The sequence below is a fragment of the Mucilaginibacter sp. OK268 genome, assembly GCF_900103125.1.
Classification (GTDB): Bacteria; Bacteroidota; Bacteroidia; order Sphingobacteriales; family Sphingobacteriaceae; genus Mucilaginibacter.
In genome coordinates this window covers 112513-137887 of the sequence record NZ_FNJV01000011.1, presented here as the reverse complement: position 1 = coordinate 137887, position 25375 = coordinate 112513, and the positions used below count along the sequence as shown (strand labels likewise).

Sequence of the window (25375 nt, the reverse complement as noted above, 5' to 3'; positions counted from 1 at the left end):
AAAATGTCCTATTTAACCGGTGAATTTGAATGTAAGCTGGATCCTAAATCAAGGATGATGATACCTGCTGGGCTCAAAAAAAAGCTTCCTGAAGCTGAAACTGAGGGCCTGGTGATCAATCGCGGATTCAAAAATTACCTGGTTATTTATACTAAAACAGAATGGGACAAAAAATTGGACGAACTGAGCAAACTTAACGAATACGAGGAGGATAACATAGAGTTTATCAGATATTTCACCCGTGGCGCAACTGAGCTTTCGCTTGATGCTGCCGGCAGGGTGTTGTTGCCAAAGTTTTTGCTGGATTACGCGGGTATAAAAAATGATGTAGTGCTGGCCTGCCAGTTAAATAAAATTGAGGTATGGGATGCGGAGGCGCATAAAGCAGCGTTCTCCAATGAACCGCAGAACTTTAGCGCACTGGCGCAGCGGGTTATGGGTAATAAAGCAAGGAGGGGTGATGAGTGAGTATCATGTACCGGTAATGCTCAATGAATGTATTGAGGGACTTGCCATTAAAAAGGACGGCACTTATGTGGATGTTACTTTTGGTGGTGGTGGTCACTCGCGTGAGATATTAAAACATTTGGGGCCCGAGGGTACTTTGCTGGCTTTTGACCAGGATGCCGATGCGCAGCAGAATTTGATTGAGGATGAACGTTTTGTATTTGTTGATCAAAACTTCCGTTATCTCAAAAACTTTTGCCGTTTGCATGGCGCTATTCCGGTTGATGGTATACTGGCCGATCTGGGTGTTTCGTCATATCAGTTTGATCAGGCCGAACGGGGTTTTTCGATCCGGTTTGATGCCGAGTTGGATATGCGCATGAATCAACTGGGTGAGCTTACTGCTAAGGATGTAGTTAATAATTACACCGTTGCCGAGCTGCACCGCATTTTTGGTATTTACGGTGAGATACAGAACGCGAAATCGCTGGCCGAAACCATCGCGACAGCGCGTTTAAATGCGCCGATAGTAACCATTGCCGATCTGAAAAACGCGATCAGTAACCGGATTCCACGTGGTAAGGAAAATAAATACCTGGCACAGGTGTTCCAGGCATTGCGCATTGAGGTTAACCAGGAGTTGGAAGCATTGAAAGAGTTTCTGGTTCAATCGGCAGAAGTATTGGCGGTTGGCGGCAGACTGGTGGTGATGTCATATCATTCGCTGGAAGACAGGCTGGTGAAAAACTTCATCGCCAAAGGCAAATTCAGCGGCGAGGTGGAGAAGGATTTTTACGGTAATAACAATAAACCATTGGATGCGGTAAGCCGTGGAGCTATAACAGCATCGGATGAGGAAATAAAGAATAATAACAGAGCACGGAGCGCTAAATTAAGGATAGCTGTAAAAAAATGACTAATCGTTTACGTACAGAAATTCAGGACGAAGAAGAATTGGAGCAGGATATCATCGTGGAGGAAAAACCTGTGCGCGAAATTCAGGACAATCTTTTTACTCAGTTTTTTGCCAAAGGCTTTATTACAAAAGAAACAGCTACCGGTGCTTTACCCTTCATCATGTATATAGCCTTCCTGGGGATGATATACATTGGTAATATGCACCTGGCCGAAAAAACGATACGTGACATAGATGATATTACAAAAGAGGTAAAGGAGCGTGGTTGGGATTACAAAACAGCCAAAGCCGATATGGCCTTTAAAAGTACATTAACCGAGGTTGCTAAGCGCGCCGATACCCTGGGGGTAAGGCAGTCTGTTGAGCCGCCGCAAAAGATAACAGTAAAGGAGGATCAGGATGGGAATTAGAACCAACATTCTGCTGCGGGTGTATATCGCTTTCGGGCTGATATTGCTGTTTGCTTTTGCTGTAGTGGTGCAGTTATGCCGGGTGCAATTTGTGCAGGGCAAAAAATGGAAAGATATGGCGGCCAGTCTATCGGCCCAGTATCAAACCGTTGAAGCTGCCCGTGGTAATATTTTTTCTGTAGATGGTAGTCTTTTAGCTACCTCTGTTCCGGAGTATGAGTTGCACATGGATATGCTGGCCGGTGGTATTGCCGAGGATAGCGTGTTTAATGACAATGTTGATCAGCTGGCTATGAATTTGTCAAAAATGTATAACGACAGACCGGCCCGCGAATACTCCAGGATATTTCGTGAAGCCCGAAAAGATGGTTCGCGTTATCAACTGTTAAGACGGAGGGTAAGCTATCAGGAATTAAAAAAGATCAAGGACTTCCCGATCTTCAAAAAAAGGAAGACCAGGAATTGCCTTATCGTGTTGCAGCAGAATAAGCGCATACTGCCGTTTCATTCGCTGGCAGCCCGTACTATTGGTTATAAGAATGAGAATGTAAAAAACGCGGTAGGCCTGGAAGGGGCCTATTCGGCTTATATCAATGGCGAGAATGGACGCAGGTTAATGCAGCGCATTCCCGGTGGAACCTGGATGCCTGTTGATGACGACGAAGAGATAGCGGCTAAAGATGGTGCCGATATCATATCTACCATCGACGTGAATTTTCAGGATGTGGCGCAGGATGCTTTGATGAAACAGTTGATCAAAAGCGAGGCCGATCATGGTTGTGTGGTATTAATGGAAGTAGCTACCGGCGAGGTGCGGGCTATAGCCAATTTTACCCGTACCAAGGAAGGTGATTATAAAGAAAAGATGAACTATGCTATCAGTAACGCTATCGATCCGGGTTCAACCTTTAAGTTGGCTTCGTACATGACCTTGCTTGATCAGCATAAGATAGATACCAGTACCATTGTTAATGCCGAAGGTGGTAAATATAAATTCCCAAAGGGGCCAACCATCACCGACACCGAGCATGATAATTATGAGATGAGCGTTAAACGCGCTTTCGAAGAATCATCAAACGTGGCGGCAGCTAAATTGGTCACCAGATACTATAGTGGTAATCCCTGGGAATATATCAATAAGCTGTACAGCTATCATTTAAATGAGAAGTTGCAGTTGCAAATACGGGGTGAAGGTCAACCGGTGATCAAAAATCCTTCAAATCGCAGCTGGAATAAAAACTATACGCTGCCCGAAATGGCCTATGGGTATGAAATGAATTTAACACCCTTGCAAATGTTGGCTTACTATAATTCGGTAGCCAACAATGGTAAGCTTATAGCCCCCATTTTTGTACGCGAGATACGCCGTCTGGGTAATCCTATTGAGCAGTTTCAGGCCCGGGTTATTAATGAACATGTTTGTTCTGATGCTACGCTGGGTAAGATAAGGGGTATGTTGGAAGGTGTGGTGCTTAACGGTACTGGTAAAAACGTTATTAAAAACAAGCTTTACAGTGTGGCTGGTAAAACCGGTACAGCACAGGTAGCTAATGGAACTTTGGGTTATAAAGACAAAAAATATCAGGCTTCATTTTGCGGTTATTTCCCTGCCGATCATCCTAAATATTCCATGATCGTGGTGATTAATAACCCAACAAAAGGTAATTACCTGGCGGCCCTGGTTGCAGGTCCGGTTTTCAGGGAAGTGGCAGACAGGGTTTATGCCAACGATATGGAGATAAACCAAAGCCCGGCTACGCACCTGGTGGGTAATACCAGTATGCCAAAAGTAAAGCAAGGTAATTTAAAAGCATTAAAACAGGTGTATACCAAACTGGGTGTAAAACCGCTGTATGCTTCGGCAAATGCTGATGCGGGCGGGGTTGATACCAGCAACGGGATCCCTTTTGAAGAAGTAAGGTATAAGAACGGCACCGTTCCGGCAGTCACCGGTATGGGCCTTAGTGATGCCCTGTATGTTTTGGGCAATGCGGGTTATAAAGTAACGGTACGCGGCAGCGGTGTAGTAACCACACAATCGGTTACCGGCGGCAGCCTCATACCAAAAGGATCACGAATAACAATTGAATTACAATGATGTATTTAAGTGATATATTGGATGGATTGGCTTTTACTGAATTACAGGGAAGCGCTGATGTGGAAATTACGTCTGTAACCTTTGATTCGCGCAAAGTTCAGCCGGGTTCATTGTTTGTTGCCGTAAAAGGCACGCTGGTTGATGGCCATGATTATATTGATCAGGCTATTAAAAGCGGCGCCATAGCGGTTATTTGTGAAGATCTGCCCGCACATACCGTAGCTGAGGTCGACTTTTTGATGGTGGCCGATTCTGGTAAAGCATTAAGCATTGTTGCCGCCAACTTTTATGGCAAGCCATCTGAGCAGCTTAAGCTGGTTGGTGTTACCGGCACCAATGGTAAAACTACCGTTGCTACTTTGTTGTACCAACTGTTTCGCGATCTGGGATATAAATGCGGTTTATTATCAACAGTCGAAAATCAGATCAATGATACAGTGATCCCATCAACCCATACCACTCCTGATCCTATTGAGCTGAATAGCTTACTGGCAGACATGGTGGCGCAAGGCTGTGATTACTGCTTTATGGAAGTAAGTTCACATGCCATAGCCCAGCACCGTATTGCCAATCTGGTATTTTCTGGTGGGATATTTACCAATTTAACGCATGATCATTTAGATTATCATAAAACGTTCGACAGCTATCTGAAAGCCAAAAAGGCATTTTTTGATGGTTTGCCAAAAACAGCCTTCGCGCTTACCAACAGTGATGATAAAAATGGCGGTGTGATGTTGCAAAACACAGAGGCGCATAAAAAAACTTACGGATTAAAATCTATGGCCGATTATAAGGCCCGCATACTGGAAAATCAGTTTGATGGTTTGCTGCTGCACATTGATAGCGAAGAAGTTTGGTTTAAAATGGTAGGTACGTTTAATGCTTACAACCTGTTGGCGGTTTACGCCACAGCTATGCTGCTTGATCAGGATAAAGCTAAAGTACTAACCAGCCTGAGTAAGCTGACCGGAGCCGAAGGCCGCTTTGAATATATAGTAGCGCCCAACAAGGTAATAGGTATAGTTGATTATGCCCACACACCTGATGCTGTGCAAAATGTATTGAGCACCATTCACGATATACGCAAGGGGAACGAGAAAGTGATCACAGTGATTGGTTGTGGTGGCGACAGGGATAAAACCAAACGCCCAATTATGGCACGTGTGGCCAGTGAATGGAGCGATAAGGTAATATTAACCGCTGATAATCCACGGTCGGAAGATCCGGGACAGATCATCAAAGATATGGAGGAAGGGGTTGACCCGGCTTTCAAAAGACATACAGTGAGTATTGTAGATCGTCACGAAGCAATTAAAACAGCATGCATGCTGGCCAATCCGGGCGATATTATACTGGTAGCCGGTAAGGGGCATGAAAAATATCAGGAAATAAACGGAGTGAAAAATCACTTCGATGATATGGAAGAACTGGAAGCACAGTTTAAATTAATGAATTAGCTGTCTGAATCAGAATTTACAGAATTAAAGAATTGACAGAATCATATAATCCTTTAATCCCATAATCAAGGTTCAGACAAAACATCAACCAATTAATATAAACTAACAAGTAACGATAAGAAATAATCAAAACATAAAACCGCAAGTCTGCACATCTAAAATCTGCAAATACATCATTTGCACATTTGAAATCTGCACATCTGCACATCAAGAGTAAAGATGTTATATTATTTATTTACATATCTAAGTAAAAACTACAGTATTCCGGGAGCGGGGGTATTTCAGTATATCACCTTCCGTACGGCTTTGGCTGTAATAACATCATTGCTCATCACTACCGTATATGGCCGTCGGTTGATCGATTACCTGCGTTTTAAACAAGTTGGTGAAACGGTACGGAACCTGGGCCTGGAAGGACAAATGCAAAAATCTGGTACGCCTACTATGGGTGGTATCATCATTTTATTAGGTATCCTGATCCCTACGCTGCTGTTTGCCAAATTGGGTAACGTATACATCATCCTGATGCTGATCACTACGGTATGGCTGGGAGCTATCGGCTTTCTGGATGATTATATCAAAGTTTTCAGAAAGAATAAAGAGGGCCTGGCAGGCAGGTTTAAGATCATTGGTCAGGTAGGGCTTTCGCTCATCATCGGCTGGACAATGTATTTCAATACCGATATCGTGATCAGGCAGGAAGTGAAGCTACCCGTAAAGGTTGATGCCCCGGTTGAGTTCCACATGAAAAGAGATGTGCCGGTTTATACACAGGATGTGCGGTCGACAAAAACCACCATGCCTTTTTATAAAAACAATGAGTTTGACTATGCCAAGGTATTAAAATTCCTGGGACCTGGTTATGAGCAATACGGTTTGGTCGTGTTCCTGTTCTTTGTCATATTGATCATCACTTTTATATCAAACGGAGCAAACATTACCGATGGTATCGACGGATTGGCTACCGGTACCTCGGCCATTATAGGGATTACACTGGCGCTACTGGCTTACGTATCCGGTAACATTGCCATGGCCGATTACCTGAACATCATGTTTTTACCCAACTCGGGCGAACTGGTAATATTTGCCGGTGCGTTTGTGGGTGCTTGTGTAGGCTTTTTATGGTACAACTCCTATCCGGCGCAGGTGTTTATGGGTGATACCGGTAGTTTGGCCATTGGTGGTATCATTGCTGTTTTTGCTATTGTGATACGTAAAGAGTTATTGCTCCCGGTACTATGCGGTGTATTCCTGATCGAGAATATATCGGTTATTATGCAGGTAGGCTGGTTCAAATACACCAAAAAAAGATCGGGCGAAGGCAAGCGGATATTTTTAATGGCACCGCTGCATCATCATTACCAGAAAAAAGGGTTCCATGAAGCCAAGATCGTAACACGCTTCTGGATCATTGGTATCCTGCTGGCCATTATAACGATCATAACATTGAAGCTGAGATAGGTAATAGAATCAAGAGATAAGAATCAAGATACAAGACAAAGAAAATAAGTGCAATAAAGTAATGAACCAACAAGAACACACAACACGTAACACACAACACGCAACCCAAAGGTTAGCCATTCTCGGCGCTGGCGAAAGCGGTGTGGGTACGGCATACCTTGCCCAACAGCAAGGGTATGATGTTTTTGTTTCGGATTTTGGAGCCATTGCCGATAACTATAAAAAACAACTGCAGGACTGGAATATCCGTTTTGAGGAGAGCCAGCATACCGAGGCAGAAATATTGAACGCGGTTGAAGTGATCAAAAGTCCGGGTATACCAGACAAAGCCCCGATCGTTAAAAAGCTGAAAGAAAAAGGTGTTCCTGTAGTATCCGAGATAGAGTTTGCTGGCAGGTATTGCGATGCAAAGATCATAGGTATCACCGGCTCAAACGGAAAAACCACTACCACCAGCTTAACTTACCACATCCTTAAAAACGCGGGATTAAATGTGGGTTTGGCGGGTAATATTGGTAAAAGCTTTGCCTACCAGGTGGCTACTGAAAAATTTGAATATTATGTGTTGGAGCTAAGCAGCTTTATGCTGGATGATATGTACCGGTTTAAGGTTGATATTGCTGTTTTGCTCAATATTACGCCTGATCATTTAGACAGGTACGATTACAAGCTGGAAAACTACGCAGCATCAAAATTCCGTGTTACACAGAATCAAACAGCGGCCGATTATTTTATTTATTGTGCCGATGATCCGGAAACCATCAAAGGGATGGCCGGGCGTACGTTTGAAGCACAGCAATTACCCTTTTCAATTGAAACCAAGATTAAACCGGGAGCATATCTCGAAAACGACAATATTGTCATCAACACACAACAAGAACATTTTCAAATGTCAATTAAAGAATTAGCCCTGCAGGGCAAGCACAACATTTACAACTCCATGGCATCAGGTATTGTATCAAAGGTGCTGGAGCTGCGCAACGAAACGATGAGAGAGAGCATGGGCAACTTTAAAAACATCGAGCACAGGCTGGAGTCGGTTGGTAAAATTTCGGGCATTAGTTTTATTAATGACTCTAAAGCTACCAACGTCAACTCAACCTGGTACGCGTTGGAAAGCATGACTACAGATGTGGTATTGATCCTGGGTGGTGTTGACAAAGGGAACGACTACAGTATGTTGAAGCAGCTGGTAAAGCAAAAGGTAAAAGCCATTGTGTGTTTAGGCAAGGATAATAAACGTATTCATGATGCCTTTGAAGATGATGTGGAAGTGATCGTGAATACAGGTTCGGCACAGGAAGCCGCGCAAGTGGCGTTTCACCTGGCCGAGAAGGGCGATACCGTATTGTTGTCGCCAGCCTGCGCCAGTTTTGATCTGTTTAAAAATTATGAAGATCGTGGCAATCAGTTTAAAGCCGCGGTAAGGGAATTATAATCAGATGTGAAGATGTGCGAATATGCAGATGTGCAAATGAAAAAAATGAGTATTAATGAATGAAAAGCCGAATTTGATTGTTGATTTAACCTTCAATTTTTCTTTAAAGATTATAGCATTTACAGAAGTGCTTGAATCACAAAAAAGATTTAATCTGGCTAATCAACTGTTTAGAAGCGGTACATCAATAGGAGCCAATATTAAAGAGGCACAGGGGGCAGAAAGTAAAACTGATTTTAGGCACAAATGTAAAATAGCATACAAAGAAGCACAGGAAACAGAATATTGGTTAATGCTATGCAAGCATGCAGAAAATTATCCATTTGAAGAGGAACTGTACGATTATATAAAATCAATAATAAAAGTATTAGGAAAAATAATTTCGTCAACACATTAAAAAACATTTGCAGATCTGCACATTAGCATATCTGCAAATACATTAATCATATGCACAGGATACTCAGTAATACAAAAGGCGACCGCTGGATATGGCTTATAGTCATATTGCTTTCTGTTATATCCCTGTTGGCGGTATACAGTTCAACCGGTACGCTGGCTTATAAGCGTGGTGTTGGGGTCGAATCGATCCTGATGAAACACCTGGCTATGGTGGTAGGTGGTATTGCGCTGATGTATATATCGCACAAGCTCGATTATCGTTACTACGCAGGTATCTCCAAGATCATGATGATCGTGACTATACCACTGTTGTTATACACATTGGTGTTTGGTAGCCACATCAATAACGCCAGCCGCTGGATCAATATCCCGGTAATAGGTCTGAGTTTCCAGACATCCGATTTGGCTAAGCTGGCTTTGATCACTTACCTGGCACGTACACTATCGCGCAAGCAGGAAAATATTAAGGATGTTAAAGAATCCTTCCTGCCTATTATGGGTTCTGTTTGCCTGGTGTTTATACTCATAGCGCTGGCTAACTTGTCGACCGCGCTGATGCTGTTTGGGGTAAGTGTTTTACTGTTGATTATCGGTCGTATCAGCATTAAACAGATAGCGGTGGTTTGCGCGGCAGGTTTTATATTGTTAATGGGGGTTTTGTTCTTGGGGCCACGTCGGCATATGTATGCTACCCGCGTAAGCACGTTCCTGCATCCTGAACAGGCTAAGCCAGATAAGTCGTTCCAGTCTGATCATGCCAAGATAGCTATTGCCAGCGGCGGATTATTTGGCAAAGGTCCGGGTAACAGTACCGAAAGAAATTATCTGCCAGAGTCCTACTCCGACGAAATATACGCCATTATTATTGAGGAGTATGGACTTGTAGGCGGGTTTGCCTTAATAGGCATTTACCTGTTTTTACTCTACAGGTGTATAAAAATTGTGACGAAGGCTCCAAAGGCGTTTGGGGCGTTACTGGCCTGCGGTTTAAGTTTTAGCTTAACCATACAGGCATTTGCCAATATGGCGGTGGCAGTAGGTTTGGGTCCGGTAACCGGGGTGCCTTTACCTTTTGTGAGCATGGGTGGTACATCGATATTATTTACCAGTGTGGCGTTTGGTATCATATTATCGGTTAGCCGTGATATTGAAGAGCCAAAGAAAGTAGTGGTAGGAGAGATCAGGACGGCCTGAGATTAATTAGTGAATTATTGATTTAGTGAATTAGTGAGTTGGGGTTTTAGAATTTAGTTTTAGAGTTTATAAAAAAATGGCAAAGAGAATAATCATCAGTGGTGGCGGAACAGGAGGACATATCTTCCCGGCTATTGCTATTGCCAATGCTTTAAAAAATATTGATCCAACTATCGAGATATTGTTTGTTGGCGCTAATGGGCGCATGGAGATGGAAAAAGTTCCGGCTGCCGGTTACAAGATCATTGGTCTGGATATTCAGGGGATACAACGTAAATCGGTTTGGAAAAACGTAATGTTCCCCATTAAGCTGATGAACAGTGTGCGCCGGGCACTTAAAATTATTAAAGATTTTAAACCCGATGCCGCGGTGGGTGTTGGGGGCTATGCTTCGGGGCCATTGTTGTATGCAGCATCGCTGAAAAATATTCCTTACCTCATACAGGAGCAAAACTCCTATGCAGGTATCACCAATAAATGGCTGGGTAAAAACGCTCAGAAAATATGTGTGGCTTTTGATGGGATGGATAAGTTTTTCCCTGCTGACAAGATCATCAAAACAGGTAATCCCATCCGCCGCGATTCGGTTAATGTGGCAGGCAAGCACATGCAGGCGCTGGAGTTGTTTAAGCTTTCGGCATTTAAAAAAACAGTATTAATAACCGGTGGGAGCCTTGGAGCACTTACATTAAACAACAGCATATCCGCCGGTTTAGATAAATTAATTGCCGCCGATGTACAGGTAATATGGCAAACCGGTAAGTATTATTATAAACAGATCATCGCGAAATTGGGTGAAGATCACCATCCGGACGTGAAGATCAGGGAGTTTTTAACTCGTATGGATCTGGCCTATGCCGCTGCCGATATCATTATATCACGCGCCGGGGCAGGTACCATTGCCGAGTTGTGCATGGTTAAAAAACCGGTGATCCTGGTGCCTTCGCCAAATGTAGCCGAAGATCATCAAACTAAAAATGCACTGGCACTGGTAGAGGAAGACGCTGCTATTTTTCTGGCCGACAGGGATGCCGAAGAAAAGCTGGTTGATAAAGCAATTGAATTATTAAACGACAGGAATTTACAAAAGAAATTGGGTACTAATATTGGTAAACTGGCTATGCCAGATGCCGACGAAGTTATTGCACGTGAATTATTAAAAATAACAATAAACAACAACAATTAAAATTATGGTCCTCCTTCTCCCCAAAAAGAGGAGGGCCTTTTTTAAAATTAAAACAATGGAATTACATAACATCAAAAGGGTTTACCTTATAGGTATAGGCGGCATCGGGATGAGCGGCCTGGCTCGTTATTTCCATCACTTAGGTTGTATTGTTTGTGGTTATGATAAAACCTCGACAGATCTCACCAATGATCTGCACAATGAGGGCATACAAACTATTTTTGATGACCGGGCCGATTGGATCCCGATGAGTTTCCAGCAGCTCAGCGATGATACCCTGGTTATTTACACACCGGCTATTCCTAAGGATTCGGTTATATTAAACTATTTTAAAAACAAAGGGTTTGAGTTGTTCAAACGGTCGCAGGTTTTGGGTCTGATCAGTAAAAGCTCCTTTACCATAGCAGTTGCTGGTACGCATGGCAAAACCACCACTTCAACCATGGTGGCACATATCCTGAAAGATTCTGGTAACGATTGCTCGGCATTTTTGGGTGGTATATCATCCAATTACCAAAGCAATGTGTTGTATGGTAAAAGTAACGTGATGGTGGTAGAGGCAGATGAGTATGACCGCTCATTCCTTACCTTGTTTCCGGATGTGGCTATCATCACATCGATGGATGCTGATCACCTGGATATTTATGGAGATCACGCTCATTTAACCGAGTCGTTCCAACTGTTTGCTTCGCAGATAAAAAGCGGCGGTACGCTGGTGCATAAAAAAGGCTTGCCTTTGGATACCGGCTATACTTACGCGCTTACGGATGCTACCGCCGATGCGCATGCGGCTAACGTACGTATTGAAAACGGTGATTTTTATTTCGATTTCATCAATGCCGATGTTACTATTCCTGATATCAGAATGGGTATAGCGGGCACGCATAATGTGGAGAACGCGGTTGCAGCTATTGAGGCAGTGTTGCGGTTGGATATCAATACCGATGCTATTAAAAGCGCATTGGGATCGTTCAAGGGGGTTAAACGCCGGTTTGAATATATTGTAAAAACACCACAGCATATTTATATTGATGATTATGCGCATCACCCTGAGGAATTAAGGGCATGCATATCCTCAGTAAAAAAATTGTATCCAAACAAAAAGCTGACTACCATTTTTCAGCCCCATTTATATACCCGCACACGTGATTTTGCCGAAGGCTTTGCCGAAGTGTTGGATATGGTTGATGAATTGATCATGCTGGATATTTATCCGGCACGTGAATTGCCTATAGAGGGCGTTAATTCAGAAATGCTGCTGAACAGAATGGAGCTGCAAAATAAACGGAAACTGAGCAAACAGGAGGCACTGGATGCGGTAGCCAATGAAAAACCTGAATTGTTACTGACCGTGGGGGCTGGTGATATTGATACTTTGGTTCACTCTTTAAAAGAAATGTTAAGTAATGGATAGGAAACTCATCTGGAGGCGTGTGTTGATCATATCTGCCTGGGTAATTTGCCTGGGTGGCCTTATCACGCTTATGAGTTTTATTCAAATAAAAAAGGCCGGTGTTCTTTGCACCGCTGTAAAAGTTAATATACCCGGCAGTCAGTATTTTATTGACAAGCAGGAGGTCGACCAGATCTTGCAAACCAACAGTCATACACTGATAGGGCGCAAACTGGAAGGGATCGATATACAGGACCTGGAAAACAAACTCAGGGCGAATCCATTTATTGAATTTGCCAAGGTTTACACCGAAATGGATGGTGTTTTAAGGGTCGAGGTAAGTCAGCGTCAGCCTATACTGCGTATCATGAACCATTATGATATGGACTTTTATGTTGATCAGCATGGTTTAAAGATACCGCTGTCGCCAAACTTTACCGCCAGGGTACTGGTGGCCAATGGTTTTATAGACGAGTTGTTTACCAATCATGTAGATTCATTGCATACCAAATTGGCCAAGGACCTGTTCCTAACCGCCGATTTTATCCGCAAAGACTCTTTATGGGACGCGCAGATAGCACAACTATATGTAAATAAAGACCATGAAATTGAACTGATCCCGCGGGTAGGAAGTCAAAGGATCCTGATCGGTAATGCCGATTCATTGCAGGTAAAATTTGCTAACCTGATAGCGTTTTATAAACAGGTATTGCCAAAAGTGGGCTGGGATAAATACAGCACTATAAACATAAAATACTCCGGCCAGGTGGTTGGTATTAAAAATGAAAATATGAAAGCAGATTCGATCAAGGCAAGCAAGGCCAAAAACCTTAAGCCCGATTCTGTAAAAATGGAAAAGGATACATCTCAAATAAATTAGGAATATGGACAAAAGCTCAACTCAAGACAAAAGTTCGCCAATTGTAGTAGGATTGGATATCGGAACGACTAAAATATGCGCCATTGTTGGGCGCAGGAGCAAGAACGGGAAGATTGAGGTATTAGGAATTGGCAAGGCCGAATCTGCGGGTGTTACCCGTGGTATGGTATCAAATATTGATAAAACAGTACAAGGGATCTCCCAGGCGGTTGATGTGGCCGGGGCGCAATCCAATGTAGATATTAAGGTTGTGTTTGTGGGCATAGCAGGTCAGCATATCAAAAGTTTGCAACACCGCGGCTTGATAACCCGTCGTGACCTGCAATCAGAAATTGGTCGTAAGGATATTGATAAACTCATTGAGGATATGTACAACCTGGTGATGCCTCCGGGCGAGGAGATCATCCATGTATTGCCGCAGGAATTTACGGTAGATAATGAGCCGGGTATCAAAGACCCGATCGGTATGGCCGGCGTGCGCCTGGAAGCAAACTTCCACATCATATCGGGCCAGGTAACGGCTATTAAAAATATTGTAAAATGCGTTAATAAGGCCAGCCTGGATAGCCAGGATCTGATCCTGGAGCCATTGGCTTCTTCTGAATCGGTATTGAGCGAAGAGGAAAAAGAAGCGGGTGTGGTGCTGGTGGATATTGGTGGTGGTACTACCGACGTGGCCATATTCCACGAAGGTATAATCCGTCATACAGCAGTGATTCCATTTGGTGGTAACAGCGTAACCGAAGATATCCGTGAGGGTTGTTCAGTAATGCGTAACATAGCCGAGCAGTTAAAAGTAAGGTTTGGATCGGCCCTGGCTGATGAAAATAAAGAGAACGAAATTGTTTGTGTACCCGGTTTACGTGGCCGCGAACCCAAAGAGATCTCGGTAAAAAACCTGGCTTATGTAATACAGGCCCGTATGGAAGAAATTGTAGAACATGTGTACTACGAGATCAAATCATCAGGTTACGAGAAAAAACTGATAGCCGGCATTGTAATAACCGGTGGTGGCGCTCAATTGAAACACCTGCGCCAACTGGTGGAGTTTGTTACCGGCTTGGATTGCCGTGTAGGTTACCCTACAGAGCACCTGGCCAAAAACGAAGTGTTGCCGAAAAATATTTATGAGGAGCTGCAGAGCCCAACCTTTGCAACAGGTATTGGCTTGCTGATAAAAGGTATCCAGAAAACGGAGTATATGACCGCGGCGCCTGCAACAGATACAAGAACAGAAAAACCAAAATACGAGCCCAAAAAAGAAGGCGGTTTGTTTGACAGGTTGCTGAAAAAAAGCATCACATTTATAAAAGATGATATAAATGATGAGGACTTTTTGAAATAGTTTTTTAGTATCAAGTAGTTAGTATCAAGTATAACGACAGCCCTTTTTTAGGGAGAATTCAAAATCTTGATACTTGATACGAGCTACTTGATACCAAAGTTTTACACATAAAGCAACTTTTCCACATTATTGACAATTGTGGAAAACCTTTGTGGAAAAAGTACTATTATTACGATGGTAAAATCTAAATATTGGTTGAATCACATATAGCTGAAAACGAAGATTATGCAGTTTGAGATGTTAAAAGAAAAATCGTCAATCATCAAAGTAATTGGTGTTGGCGGTGGCGGCGGTAACGCGGTGAACCATATGTACAGGCAGGGAATTACCGGTGTTGACTTTATAATTTGCAACACTGATGCCCAGGCGCTGGAGTTAAGTCCTATACCAAACAAGGTACAGTTGGGCGCAAGTCTTACTGAAGGGATGGGTGCCGGTTCAATACCCGAGGTGGGCAAAAACTCAGCTATTGAGAATATCGACGATATTAAGCAGATGCTGGGTGTTAATACCAAAATGTTGTTTATTACAGCTGGTATGGGTGGTGGTACAGGTACAGGCGCAAGCCCGATCATTGCCAAAGCAGCCCGCGAAATGGATATATTAACGGTAGGTATCATTACTACCCCGTTTTCATTTGAAGGTAAACGCCGTAAAATGCAGGCCGATGCCGGTTTGGAAGAGCTGAAAAAATATGTCGATTCGTTCCTGGTGATATCAAATGACAGATTACGCCAGATCTTCGGCAACTTAACCATGAGCTCAGCCTTTGCACAGGCCGATAATATATTAACAACAGCCGCTAAAGGCATAGCCGAGATCATTACCTTACCGGGTTATATCAACGTTGACTTTAAGGATGTGCGCACCGTAATGAAAGATAGCGGTGTATCCATCATGGGCAGTTGCTCTGCCGAAGGCGAAAATCGTGCTTTAAAAGCGGTTGAAGGTGCGCTGGCATCACCGTTGTTAAAAGATAATGAAATTGAAGGCGCACGATATATATTGCTGAACATCAGCTCTGGTATACATGAAGTAACCATGGATGAGGTAAGCATCATTACCGATTACATACAGGAAGAAGCTGGTTTAGCTGCCGACCTGATATGGGGTAATTGCGTGGATGATAACCTGGGCGACCAACTATCGGTTACCATTATCGCTACCGGTTTCCAAACCAAGGATGAGCGCGAAAAAGAGAACAGCAATAAAAAGATCATCTCTATGCTGGAGCCTGAGGCTAAACCTTTGGTAAAACCGGTAAATGAATTTATCAACCCGGTTAAAGCTACCGCTACTGCCGAGCCTTATATTAAACCAAAGGATGAGCCAAAACAAACCGGCTTGTTTGATATGTTTGCCGCCCGCTCTGAAGAAAAAGAGGAAGTGGTGATGAGGTATAACCTGGATGAAGAGGAAGCTGAAGAAGAGCACGAACCGGATACCGCGGGTTTCACCTTTAAAATGAGTGAGCCTGAATCATACTTGCCTGTTAAGGAAGAAAGAATGCCTGAGCCACCAGCTCCCGCTCCTGAACCGGAGCCTGTAGTAGGTGCCGATGATCATAAAACAAATGAATCTATCGAGGAGCAACTGAAAAAATCGCGCGAGCGTATCATGAGGTTGAAAGACCTGAGCATGAAACTGCGCAGCGGTAACATACAGGAACTGGAAAATGTACCAGCCTACAAACGCAAGGAAATAGCGCTGCAGGAAACCCCGCAGTCTGACGAAAGCCAGATCTCCAGGTTTAGCCTGATGCCGGATAACGAAGGTAATACCGAGATCCGCAAGAACAACTCTTTCCTACATGATAATGCGGATTAATATTGTGGAGCAAGGATAAAAAGATAAAGGAACAAGGACTGAAAACCACAGCCATAAAGACAGGAAAGTTATCACAAGAAGAAATCTTCAGATAATTTTCCTGTTCTTGTTTAAAGAAAATGCGATTCTTCTGTCCTTATTCCTTGCTCCAATAATCTTTGCTCCTTCCAACCAAGTTATAACCTATTCTAAAAAGTTATAGCTATTGCTGCGAGCCGAATAAACGGCTATATTTGTATTTTAAAATACTATCTACAAAAGCGTACTATTTTGGATCTATTTGATAAAATAACGAAAAGTTTGGGCGGCCCTATCGGTCAGCACCAAAAATGGTCACATGGTTATTTTTCATTCCCTAAACTGGAAGGAGAGATCGGCCCGCATATGCAATTTAACGGCAAAGAACATTTGGTTTGGAGTCTGAACAATTACCTGGGTTTGGCCAATCACCCCGAAGTAAGGGAAGCCGACGCGAAAGCCGCTGCCGATTATGGTATGGCTTACCCTATGGGTGCGCGTATGATGTCTGGTAACTCCATCCATCATGAAGAGTTGGAAAACAACCTGGCATCTTTTGTAGGTAAAGAAGCCGCTTTTTTATTGAACTACGGTTACCAGGGCATGGTATCCATTATAGATGCACTGGTTGACAGGAACGACGTTATTGTTTATGATGCCGAATCACACGCCTGTATCATTGATGGTGTGCGCCTGCATATAGGTAAACGTTTTGTTTATCAGCATAACGATGTAGAAAGCTGCGAAAAGCAACTGGAGCGTGCTACCCGCCTCGCCGAGCAAACTGGTGGCGGTATCTTGCTGATCACCGAAGGTGTATTTGGCATGTCTGGTGTTCAGGGCAAGCTGAAAGAAATTATAGAACTTAAAAAGAAATACGATTTTCGTTTACTGGTTGATGATGCGCATGGTTTTGGTACCATGGGTAAAACCGGTGCCGGTACGCATGAAGAGCAAGGCTGTATTGATGGTGTTGACGTTTACTTTGCGACTTTCGCTAAATCAATGGCAGGCATTGGCGCTTTTGTAGCTGCCGATGAGCAGATCATTCACTTCCTGCGTTATAATATGCGTTCGCAAACATTTGCCAAAGCGCTGCCTATGCCTATGGTAATGGGTTTGAAGAAACGTTTCGAAATGCTGAAATCTCAGCCTGAGCTGCGTGAAAAACTTTGGCTGATCGCTTCTACCTTGCAAAAAGGTTTAAAAGAGCGTGGTTTTGACCTGGGCGCCAGCAACACCATGGTTACCCCTGTATTTTTAAAGGGCGACCTGTTTGAGGCTACCAGTCTTACCCGCGACCTGCGTGAGAACTACGGTATCTTTTGTTCCATTGTGATCTATCCGGTTATCCCTAAAGGATTGATCGTACTGCGTATTATACCAACCGCTGCCCATTCATTAGAGGACGTACAACGCACGCTTGACGCCTACAGCGAAATGGCCGAAAAACTAAAATCAGGTTACTACAAAGAGGATAAGCTGGAAATAGCTTAAGACTTCATGATATAATAGAAAAGCCCTGGTTTACCGGGGCTTTTCTCATTTTAGAATGATTGGATGGTGATTTCGTTAATTAAAAAAAGTATGTCATTTCGAACGAAGAGAGAAATCTTTTGCGCTGGATGTATCCCATGCAAAAGATTTCTCCTCGTACCTCGTTCGAAATGACATGCTTTTTGTTGACATAAGGTCCTTATTTCTTATCCCGAATGTATTTATCTATTGCCCCAAAGACTGGATTGTCTGATAGCCAAATTCGTTTTTAATATTTCTTTTATATATCCGCCCCCTGGTTCAGTGACTTGCTTTAAGAAAATATTGCCGGCTGCGACACCAATCTCAAACGCAGGCTGAGCAACAGTTGTTAATGGAGGATCAATAACCGTAGCGGTAGGATCGTCATTAAAACCAACAACCGCGATGTTATGGGGGACGTTGATGCCCTTTTGCTTTAAAGTGAGCATTACGCCAATAGCCACCGGATCACAAACCGCGAATATGGCATCGATGGAGGCTTTATCAGCAAGCAGTTTTTCTGTAGTGGCTATTCCCTGGGCTCTTTCAAAACCGCATTCGTATATCAATTCGTTATTTATGGGGATGTTGTGCTTCCATAAAGCATCTTTATAACCCTGCAACCTGTTTTGTGCGAGTGTAATGTTCAACGGCCCGGTAAAGTGGGCAATCTTTTTACAGCCCTGCTCAATCAGGTGTTCCACTATTTTAAAGGCGCCCTCATAATCATCAACCGATACACTGTTACTTTGGATACCGGAGGGCAATCGGTCGAAGAAAACCAAGGGGATGTTCTTGTTCAAAAACGACTGGAAATGATCCATATTAACGGTTTCTTTTGAAACGGATACGATCAATCCATCCACCTTGGCCGATAATAATGTTTTTGATACGATCATCTCCCTCTCATACAACTCGTGCGACTGGCAAATGATCACTTTATACCCGGCTTTGTAAGCTACTTCCTCTATCCCGGCTATTACCGTCGAAAAAAAGTAATGGGATAGGATGGGGACAATAACGCCTATTGTTTTGGTTGATTTTTTAAATAAGCTGGAGGCAATGGCATTGGGCTGATAATTATATTTCTCGGCCAGTTCCAATACTGCTTTCTTGGTGGCGGCACCAATAGAGTGATGGTTCTGCAGCGCCCGTGATACGGTGCTTTTAGAAACATTTAACTCCCTCGCTATATCAATTAAAGTAATTTCTTTATTGGATCGATAACTATCCTCTATACTCATACTTACTTAATTTTATCATTTATGCTGATACCGGGTAAAGATAATCATCCGGATAGCCTAACGATATATAAAAAATATCAGCAAAAGCTTTTTAATTATTATTTTTATATATTTACGCAACCGGTTGCGTAAATATATAATTTACCATTATAAACTAAAAGAAGAACATGAGAAAAATTCAACTAATGGCAACTGCCTTGGGGGCAGGTTGCGTAATGCTGCTATCGCAGTGCACAAAAGAAGCAAAGACCAATCCTGTAAACAATGGGGGCAACGCTTCACAAACCGCGGGAACTCTAAAAACATTCTCGGTACTATTTAATGGTGATGCCTCCCTGGGCTCAAGTAATGTGTGGAAAGATGTAAACATTGAAGGCTCGGGTGCCATGACCACCGTTACGGACGAAACCGGCACTCTTTGCTGGCAATTTACCAAACCGGCAGGCAGTCATCGCACAGAAGGCCATGGCGCCAAAAACTACCAGGCATTAAATGGGTCCGAGTTTTACATCGGGTGGACAGACAAGCTGTATATGCCTACCTCTTTAAAAACGGATGCTGTATTTCAGTGGAAATCCTATCCAACCAGCACTACAGCCAACCATCCACTAATGCTGCGCACCAATAACGGCAATCTGGAACTGCAATATTTTGATATTAATCATGTGGCCAGTGTGCCATGGTCAATTCCGCTTGCTGTGAGTGTCTGGCAATCATTTGTCTTACGTATCAAATTATCAGATAGCGCCACCGACGGCTATATTGAACTATGGTATAACGGGGTAAAACAAACTTTTACTAATAGTAGTCAACGATATTACTGCCGCACTTTCGACAGCGACTCCTGCGATCCCAAATGGGGTGTATATGGCGGCGATGCTTCACAAGCAACCCATATTGTTAAAAAGATACGGATTGGTACAAGTTATGCAGATGTAGCTCAGTAACAAATAAAAGAAAGCCCCGGTTTACCGGGGCTTTCTCTTGTATAAAAAAACGCGTCATTGCGAGGTACGAAGCAATCTCTATGCTTTACAGAGTGAACTTTTATGGTTGACCTGCTTGTGTAGAGATTGCTTCGTACCTCGCAATGACGCTTAAGGGAATTTCCCCTCCACAAAATATTTTATTGTTCAATTGCACGCACACATTTTATTACCATATTTGTTATCAAACTGATTTTAACAAATTATCCATTAATAAAGGTACACATGCAAGAATTAGACCCCTCCGTACTACAAAAAGTAAATACATGGCTTCAAGGCAGCTACGATGCTGATGTTAAACAACAGATACAAAAATTACTGGATGATAAGGCATATACAGAATTAACAGATTCATTTTATAAAGACCTGGAATTCGGAACAGGTGGTCTTCGCGGTATTATGGGCCCGGGCTCAAACCGTGTTAATAAGTACACCATCGGTACTGCCACTCAGGGACTGGCCAACTATCTTAAAAAAACTTATCCTGGCGAAAAAATTAAAGTAGCCATCGCGCATGATAGTCGTAACAATGCCGATCTTTTGGCTTCTACCACAGCTGAGGTTTTTTCGGCAAATGGTATTCACGTGTATTATTTTGAGGCCTTACGCCCAACGCCAGAGCTTTCCTTTGCGGTACGCCACCTGGGTTGCAAAAGCGGGGTAATGCTTACCGCATCACACAATCCAAAAGAATATAACGGTTATAAAGCGTATGGTGATGATGGCGGACAGTTGGTTGCCCCGCATGATAAAGCCGTGATGGACGAAGTAGCGGCTATAAAAAGTATTGATGAGGTTAAATTTAACCGCGTTGAAGAAAATATAGAAACAATAGGTAAGGACATTGATGATCTGTACCTGTCGGAAATTGTGAAGCTTTCTGTATCGCCCGAAGCTATCAAAAGACAAAAGGATCTTAAAATTGTGTATTCGCCAATTCATGGTACGGGTATCACTTTAACCCCTAAAGCCCTGGCGCTTTTTGGTTTTGAAAATGTGATATTGGTTGATGAACAAACCACGCCCGATGGTAATTTCCCAACCGTAGTATATCCAAACCCCGAGGAAAAAGAAGCCTTAACCCTGGCCCTTAAAAAAGCCAAAGAAACAGACGCCGACCTGGTGCTGGCAACCGATCCGGATGCCGACCGTGTAGGTATCGCCGTTAAAAATGATCAGAACGAATTTATACTGCTTAACGGTAACCAAACCGGCAGTTTGCTCATTAATTACCTGTTGACCGCATGGCAGGATAAAGGCAAACTAACCGGCAAGGAGTACATCGTTAAAACCATTGTAACAACTAACCTGATCGAGGCGATAGCCAAGGCTAAAAACGTTACCTTTTATAATACGCTTACCGGCTTTAAATATATCGGCGAGTTAATGACCAAGCTACAAGGCAAGCAAACCTTTATTGGCGGCGGTGAAGAAAGCTATGGCTACCTGATAGGTGAGCTGGTGCGCGATAAAGATGCCATTGTATCCAGCGCTTTTATTGCCGAAATGACGGCCTATTATAAAGATAAAGGCAGCAGCTTGTTTGAGGCCCTTATTGATACTTATGTACAATATGGTTTCTATAAAGAAAAGCTGATCTCGATCACTAAAAAGGGTAAAACCGGTGCCGAAGAGATCATAGCGATGATGGATAAATTCAGGAATAATCCGCCGGCTACCTTAGGCGGATCAAAGGTGATCACGCTGAAAGATTATGAAAAAGGTGTAGAAACCGATCTGAACAGCAATACCACTAAAGCACTGGAATTGCCAAAATCAGATGTACTCCAATTCATTACCGCCGACGGAAGCATCATATCTGCCCGCCCTTCAGGTACCGAACCTAAGATCAAGTTTTATTGCAGCGTAAATGGTAAACTGGCCAGCAAAGCCGCTTACCACGAAACCGATCACCAACTGGAAGCGAAAATTGATACCATTATGAAGGATTTGGGGGTTTAATCCTGGTAAAAACATATGAAACAGCAAAGGCGCCGACAGGCGCCTTTGCTGTTTCATAAAGGGCTGTGTCATGCTGAGCCTGTCGAAGCATGGTGGGTGGGCCTCTGCGCGCGATCCTTCGACGGGCTCAGGATGACAGCCCTCCCATTGTTGCTAAAACCTTTTAAAATAAAACCCTAATATCTTTCGGATAACCAAAGGCTTTTATATTTTTACGGCTACCATTAAAAAATCTTTATGCTCACCAGAAGACATTTCATTAAACTGAACGGGGTAGCCGCCGCAGGCCTTACCCTGGGTGTTACGCCGTCATTATTTGCCAGCACTTTGCCTGCGTTTGAAAGTAAACGCCCTAAACTGGCCGATCGTAAATTTACCAGTAAGGCGGTTGAGGCCATTATTCAAAAGGTGAAAAAAGATATTAAAGATCCGGAGCTGGCCTGGCTGTTTGAAAACTGCTATCCCAATACGTTGGATACTACCGTAAATTATTCCGAAGCTGGCGGTAAGCCTGATACATTTGTTATAACCGGTGATATTAACGCCATGTGGATGCGCGATTCATCCGCACAAGTTTGGCCATACCTGCCGTTGATCAAAACTGATCCGGCGCTTAAAAAGTTGATACAAGGTGTGTTGAGCCGCCAGGCTAAGTGTATACAGATAGACCCATATGCCAATGCCTTTAACCAGGGCCCAACCGGCAGCGAGTGGGATACCGACCGCACCGATATGAAGCCCGAGCTGCACGAGCGCAAATGGGAGATCGATTCCCTTTGTTACCCTGTAAGACTGGCGTACAACTACTGGAAGATCAGCGGTGACAGCAGCTTTTTTGATGAAAGCTGGCAAAAATCAGGTAAGATCATCCTGAAAACTTTCAAGGAGCAGCAGCGTAAAGACGATAAAGGTCCTTACCATTTCCAACGAAAAACCGAAGTAGCCAGTGATACCGCACCTAACAGGGGCTACGGTAACCCGGTTAAGCCCGTAGGTTTGATCTGCTCTATCTTCCGTCCTTCAGATGATGCTACCATTTATCCATTCCTGATTCCGTCAAACTATTTCGCGGTTACCAGCTTAAACCAAATGGCCGAAATGTATGCCACTATCGGTAACGACAGCGGAACATCAGCTGGCTGCCGTGCCCTTGCTGCCGAGGTTGAAGCCGCATTAAAAAAATACGCGGTAGCGCAACACCCGGAATATGGCAAAATATTAGCTTTTGAGGTTGATGGTTACGGAAATCAATTATTCATGGATGATTCAAACGTGCCCAGTTTACTGGCATTGCCTTACCTGGATTCGCTGCCGGTTACCGATCTGCTGTACCAAAACACCCGTAAATTTGTGCTGAGCGAAAACAATCCCTACTTCTTTAAAGGCAAAGTAGCCGAAGGTATTGGCGGCCCGCACGTGGGTATCGGTTATATATGGCCAATGGCTATTATTATGCGTGGTTTAACCTCTACCCATAAAGACGAGATCACCGAATGTTTGCGGTTATTAAAAACCACACATGCCGGTACAGGCTTTATGCATGAGTCGTTCAATAAGGATAATGCCGATGATTTTACCCGTAAATGGTTTGCCTGGGCCAACACTTTATTTGGCGAATTGATTATCAAAACACACCAACATTATCCGGATATATTGCAGAAAATCATTTAATACTGATTTTAATATATGAATCGTATTAAAATATGGTTTTTTCTAACTAAAATTATATAAAATACTATTATTTAAATTTATGTTTTGTATTTAATATCTATAAGTAAATTATTATCAAAAATATTTTATTGTTGTTTGTTTTTAATATAATATATATCCGCTTAAATATTCATTAATCGCTTAAAATGTGGAAAAAAACCACTTTTAAGGCAGTATTTTTTCGTCTTAAAAATTTTTAATTAAAAAAAAACATTATAGATTAGCTTTAGTTAAAACAATAAACCTCAATAATTTTAAAAGGAGTAATTAAATGAAAAAATTTACTGAAGTAAAAGAGCTTGTAGCTTCATTGGAGGCCGACGCCGACAAATTCTACAACAAAGGAAACAGCGCTGCCGGAACACGTGTTCGTAAAGGCATGCAAGATCTTAAAAACCTGGCACAGGCTATCCGTCTGGAAGTACAGGAAGCTAAAAATAAAGAAGCTTAGTAAGATTTTTCTTATTCCAATAAAAAACCCGGTTATATGATAACCGGGTTTTTTTGTTGAAGATATTTTGTTTTTAAGAAAGCTTATCTGTTTCAAGTTTAATAGCCTCGGCTACTTTGCTGCTTACAGGTACCAGTGGGAGGCGCAGATACTCATCGCAAACACCCAAATGTTTCAGGGCGTTTTTGGCACCGGCCGGGTTGCCTTCCACAAACATTAGCCGGGTAAACTCTACCAGGCTGGCGTTTATTTTTTGCGCGGCTTTATAATCGTTGTTAAGCAACTGGTTAATCATAGCCGATAATGGTTTTGGCACAGCATTGCCAATAACAGATATCACACCAACGGCTCCCATAGCCATCATAGGCAGGGTAACCGGATCATCGCCAGATATCACTAAAAACTCCTCCGGTTTATCGCGCATCAAGTGGTTAAACAGGTCGAAATTGCCCGAAGCCTCTTTAATACCGATGATGTTTTTAAAATCGCGGGCCAGGCGTACGGTTGTTTCCGCTGCAATAGTGCTGCCGGTACGGCTGGGTACGTTATATAAAATTACCGGAAGCGGTGTTGCCTGCGCTATAGCTTTATAGTGCTGGTATATACCCTCCTGGGTAGGTTTGTTATAATGTGGGCTTGATGATAGTATGGCATCGTAACCGGTAACATCAAACTCTTTGACTTGCTCAACTACTTCATGAGTATTATTACCGCCTATACCGGCAACCAGATTTACGCGCTTCTTGACAACTTCCGCGGTAAATGCCCAAACCTGCTTTCGCTCGGCGGCATTCAATGTGGCGCTTTCGCCGGTTGTACCTAATGATACCAGGTATTGCACCCCGCCATCAATCAAATGTTCAATAAGGTTTCTTAAACCCTTGTAGTCAACTTGACCATCCGCCTGAAAAGGGGTCACCATGGCTACCCCTGTTCCGTAAAATATATTCATGAGTAAAATTAAAGGACGCTAATATAGCAATTGTGCCGGGAGTTTAGGGTATTAAGTGATGAGTTTTGAGTAATGAATAATAA

At 43.1% G+C, this 25375-nt stretch carries 21 protein-coding genes; 19 read left to right on the top strand and 2 right to left on the bottom strand.

All coding sequences use genetic code 11. The annotated features are described in order from the left end of the window. Positions 1 to 3 precede the first annotated feature (3 nt). From mraZ to BLR84_RS26070, 15 genes are all read left to right on the top strand, one after another. Positions 4 to 468, top strand: a complete 465-nt coding sequence (mraZ, locus tag BLR84_RS26140; RefSeq protein WP_090473213.1) for a division/cell wall cluster transcriptional repressor MraZ — start codon at positions 4 to 6, stop codon at positions 466 to 468. Then, positions 461 to 1363: a 16S rRNA (cytosine(1402)-N(4))-methyltransferase RsmH gene (gene rsmH, locus BLR84_RS26135; protein ID WP_090473212.1), complete on the top strand. Its 903-nt coding sequence runs from the start codon at positions 461 to 463 to the stop codon at positions 1361 to 1363. The genes mraZ and rsmH overlap by 8 nt, the downstream gene beginning before the upstream one ends. Continuing rightward, positions 1360 to 1773 (top strand): FtsL-like putative cell division protein, encoded by a 414-nt coding sequence (locus tag BLR84_RS26130; protein WP_090473211.1) that lies wholly within the window; start codon positions 1360 to 1362, stop codon positions 1771 to 1773. Before rsmH ends, BLR84_RS26130 begins: the two co-directional genes overlap by 4 nt. Beyond that, positions 1763 to 3871 carry a penicillin-binding protein gene (locus tag BLR84_RS26125; RefSeq protein ID WP_090473210.1) on the top strand — a complete coding sequence of 703 codons (2109 nt, stop codon included), beginning with the start codon at positions 1763 to 1765 and terminating at the stop codon, positions 3869 to 3871. Before BLR84_RS26130 ends, BLR84_RS26125 begins: the two co-directional genes overlap by 11 nt. Then, positions 3868 to 5328: a UDP-N-acetylmuramoyl-L-alanyl-D-glutamate--2,6-diaminopimelate ligase gene (locus tag BLR84_RS26120; protein ID WP_090473209.1), complete on the top strand. Its 1461-nt coding sequence runs from the start codon at positions 3868 to 3870 to the stop codon at positions 5326 to 5328. The genes BLR84_RS26125 and BLR84_RS26120 overlap by 4 nt, the downstream gene beginning before the upstream one ends. Positions 5329 to 5547: 219 nt before the next feature. Beyond that, positions 5548 to 6789: a phospho-N-acetylmuramoyl-pentapeptide-transferase gene (gene mraY, locus BLR84_RS26115; protein WP_090473208.1), complete on the top strand. Its 1242-nt coding sequence runs from the start codon at positions 5548 to 5550 to the stop codon at positions 6787 to 6789. 61 nt (positions 6790 to 6850) lie between these two features. Next, positions 6851 to 8227, top strand: a complete 1377-nt coding sequence (murD, locus tag BLR84_RS26110; protein WP_090473207.1) for a UDP-N-acetylmuramoyl-L-alanine--D-glutamate ligase — start codon at positions 6851 to 6853, stop codon at positions 8225 to 8227. 55 nt (positions 8228 to 8282) lie between these two features. Continuing rightward, on the top strand, positions 8283 to 8624 hold the full coding sequence (locus tag BLR84_RS26105; RefSeq protein ID WP_090473206.1) for a four helix bundle protein: 342 nt from the start codon (positions 8283 to 8285) through the stop codon (positions 8622 to 8624). 50 nt (positions 8625 to 8674) lie between these two features. Then, positions 8675 to 9820, top strand: coding sequence for an FtsW/RodA/SpoVE family cell cycle protein (locus tag BLR84_RS26100; RefSeq protein ID WP_090473205.1), 1146 nt, complete (start codon positions 8675 to 8677; stop codon positions 9818 to 9820). A gap of 76 nt (positions 9821 to 9896) precedes the next feature. Next, on the top strand, positions 9897 to 11006 hold the full coding sequence (gene murG / locus BLR84_RS26095; protein WP_090473204.1) for an undecaprenyldiphospho-muramoylpentapeptide beta-N-acetylglucosaminyltransferase: 1110 nt from the start codon (positions 9897 to 9899) through the stop codon (positions 11004 to 11006). Positions 11007 to 11061: 55 nt separating this feature from the next. Continuing rightward, complete coding sequence (murC, locus tag BLR84_RS26090; protein WP_090473203.1) at positions 11062 to 12420, top strand: UDP-N-acetylmuramate--L-alanine ligase; 1359 nt, start codon at positions 11062 to 11064, stop codon at positions 12418 to 12420. Then, positions 12413 to 13279: a cell division protein FtsQ/DivIB gene (locus BLR84_RS26085; RefSeq protein WP_090473202.1), complete on the top strand. Its 867-nt coding sequence runs from the start codon at positions 12413 to 12415 to the stop codon at positions 13277 to 13279. Before murC ends, BLR84_RS26085 begins: the two co-directional genes overlap by 8 nt. Before the next feature lie 4 nt (positions 13280 to 13283). Further along, positions 13284 to 14624 carry a cell division protein FtsA gene (gene ftsA, locus BLR84_RS26080; protein WP_090473201.1) on the top strand — a complete coding sequence of 447 codons (1341 nt, stop codon included), beginning with the start codon at positions 13284 to 13286 and terminating at the stop codon, positions 14622 to 14624. Between the two features lie 225 nt (positions 14625 to 14849). Beyond that, a complete protein-coding gene (gene ftsZ, locus BLR84_RS26075) occupies positions 14850 to 16451 on the top strand; it encodes a cell division protein FtsZ (protein WP_090473200.1) in 1602 nt (533 codons plus the stop codon). Positions 16452 to 16721: 270 nt separating this feature from the next. Continuing rightward, positions 16722 to 17966, top strand: a complete 1245-nt coding sequence (locus BLR84_RS26070; protein ID WP_090473199.1) for an aminotransferase class I/II-fold pyridoxal phosphate-dependent enzyme — start codon at positions 16722 to 16724, stop codon at positions 17964 to 17966. Positions 17967 to 18187: 221 nt separating this feature from the next. Here BLR84_RS26070 and BLR84_RS26065 read toward each other — a convergent pair whose 3' ends face one another. Further along, a complete protein-coding gene (locus BLR84_RS26065; protein ID WP_090473198.1) occupies positions 18188 to 19231 on the bottom strand; it encodes a LacI family DNA-binding transcriptional regulator in 1044 nt (347 codons plus the stop codon). A 167-nt stretch (positions 19232 to 19398) separates the two neighbouring features. Between BLR84_RS26065 and BLR84_RS26060 the strand changes: the two genes are divergently transcribed. The 4 genes from BLR84_RS26060 to BLR84_RS26045 all read left to right on the top strand — a co-directional run bounded on the left by BLR84_RS26060 (position 19399) and on the right by BLR84_RS26045 (position 24340). After that, complete coding sequence (locus tag BLR84_RS26060; RefSeq protein WP_090473197.1) at positions 19399 to 20178, top strand: heparin lyase I family protein; 780 nt, start codon at positions 19399 to 19401, stop codon at positions 20176 to 20178. Positions 20179 to 20442: 264 nt separating this feature from the next. Then, the gene (locus BLR84_RS26055; protein WP_090473196.1) at positions 20443 to 22179 is read left to right on the top strand and encodes a phospho-sugar mutase; all 1737 of its coding nucleotides are present in this window, start codon (positions 20443 to 20445) and stop codon (positions 22177 to 22179) included. A 237-nt stretch (positions 22180 to 22416) separates the two neighbouring features. Further along, the gene (locus BLR84_RS26050; protein ID WP_090473195.1) at positions 22417 to 23850 is read left to right on the top strand and encodes a glycoside hydrolase family 125 protein; all 1434 of its coding nucleotides are present in this window, start codon (positions 22417 to 22419) and stop codon (positions 23848 to 23850) included. A 310-nt stretch (positions 23851 to 24160) separates the two neighbouring features. Beyond that, positions 24161 to 24340, top strand: coding sequence for a histone H1-like protein (locus BLR84_RS26045; RefSeq protein ID WP_022830046.1), 180 nt, complete (start codon positions 24161 to 24163; stop codon positions 24338 to 24340). 73 nt (positions 24341 to 24413) lie between these two features. On the opposite strand, the gene dapA is transcribed toward BLR84_RS26045, so the two are convergent. Continuing rightward, positions 24414 to 25292, bottom strand: a complete 879-nt coding sequence (dapA, locus tag BLR84_RS26040) for a 4-hydroxy-tetrahydrodipicolinate synthase (protein WP_090473194.1) — start codon at positions 25290 to 25292, stop codon at positions 24414 to 24416. Positions 25293 to 25375 lie beyond the last annotated feature (83 nt).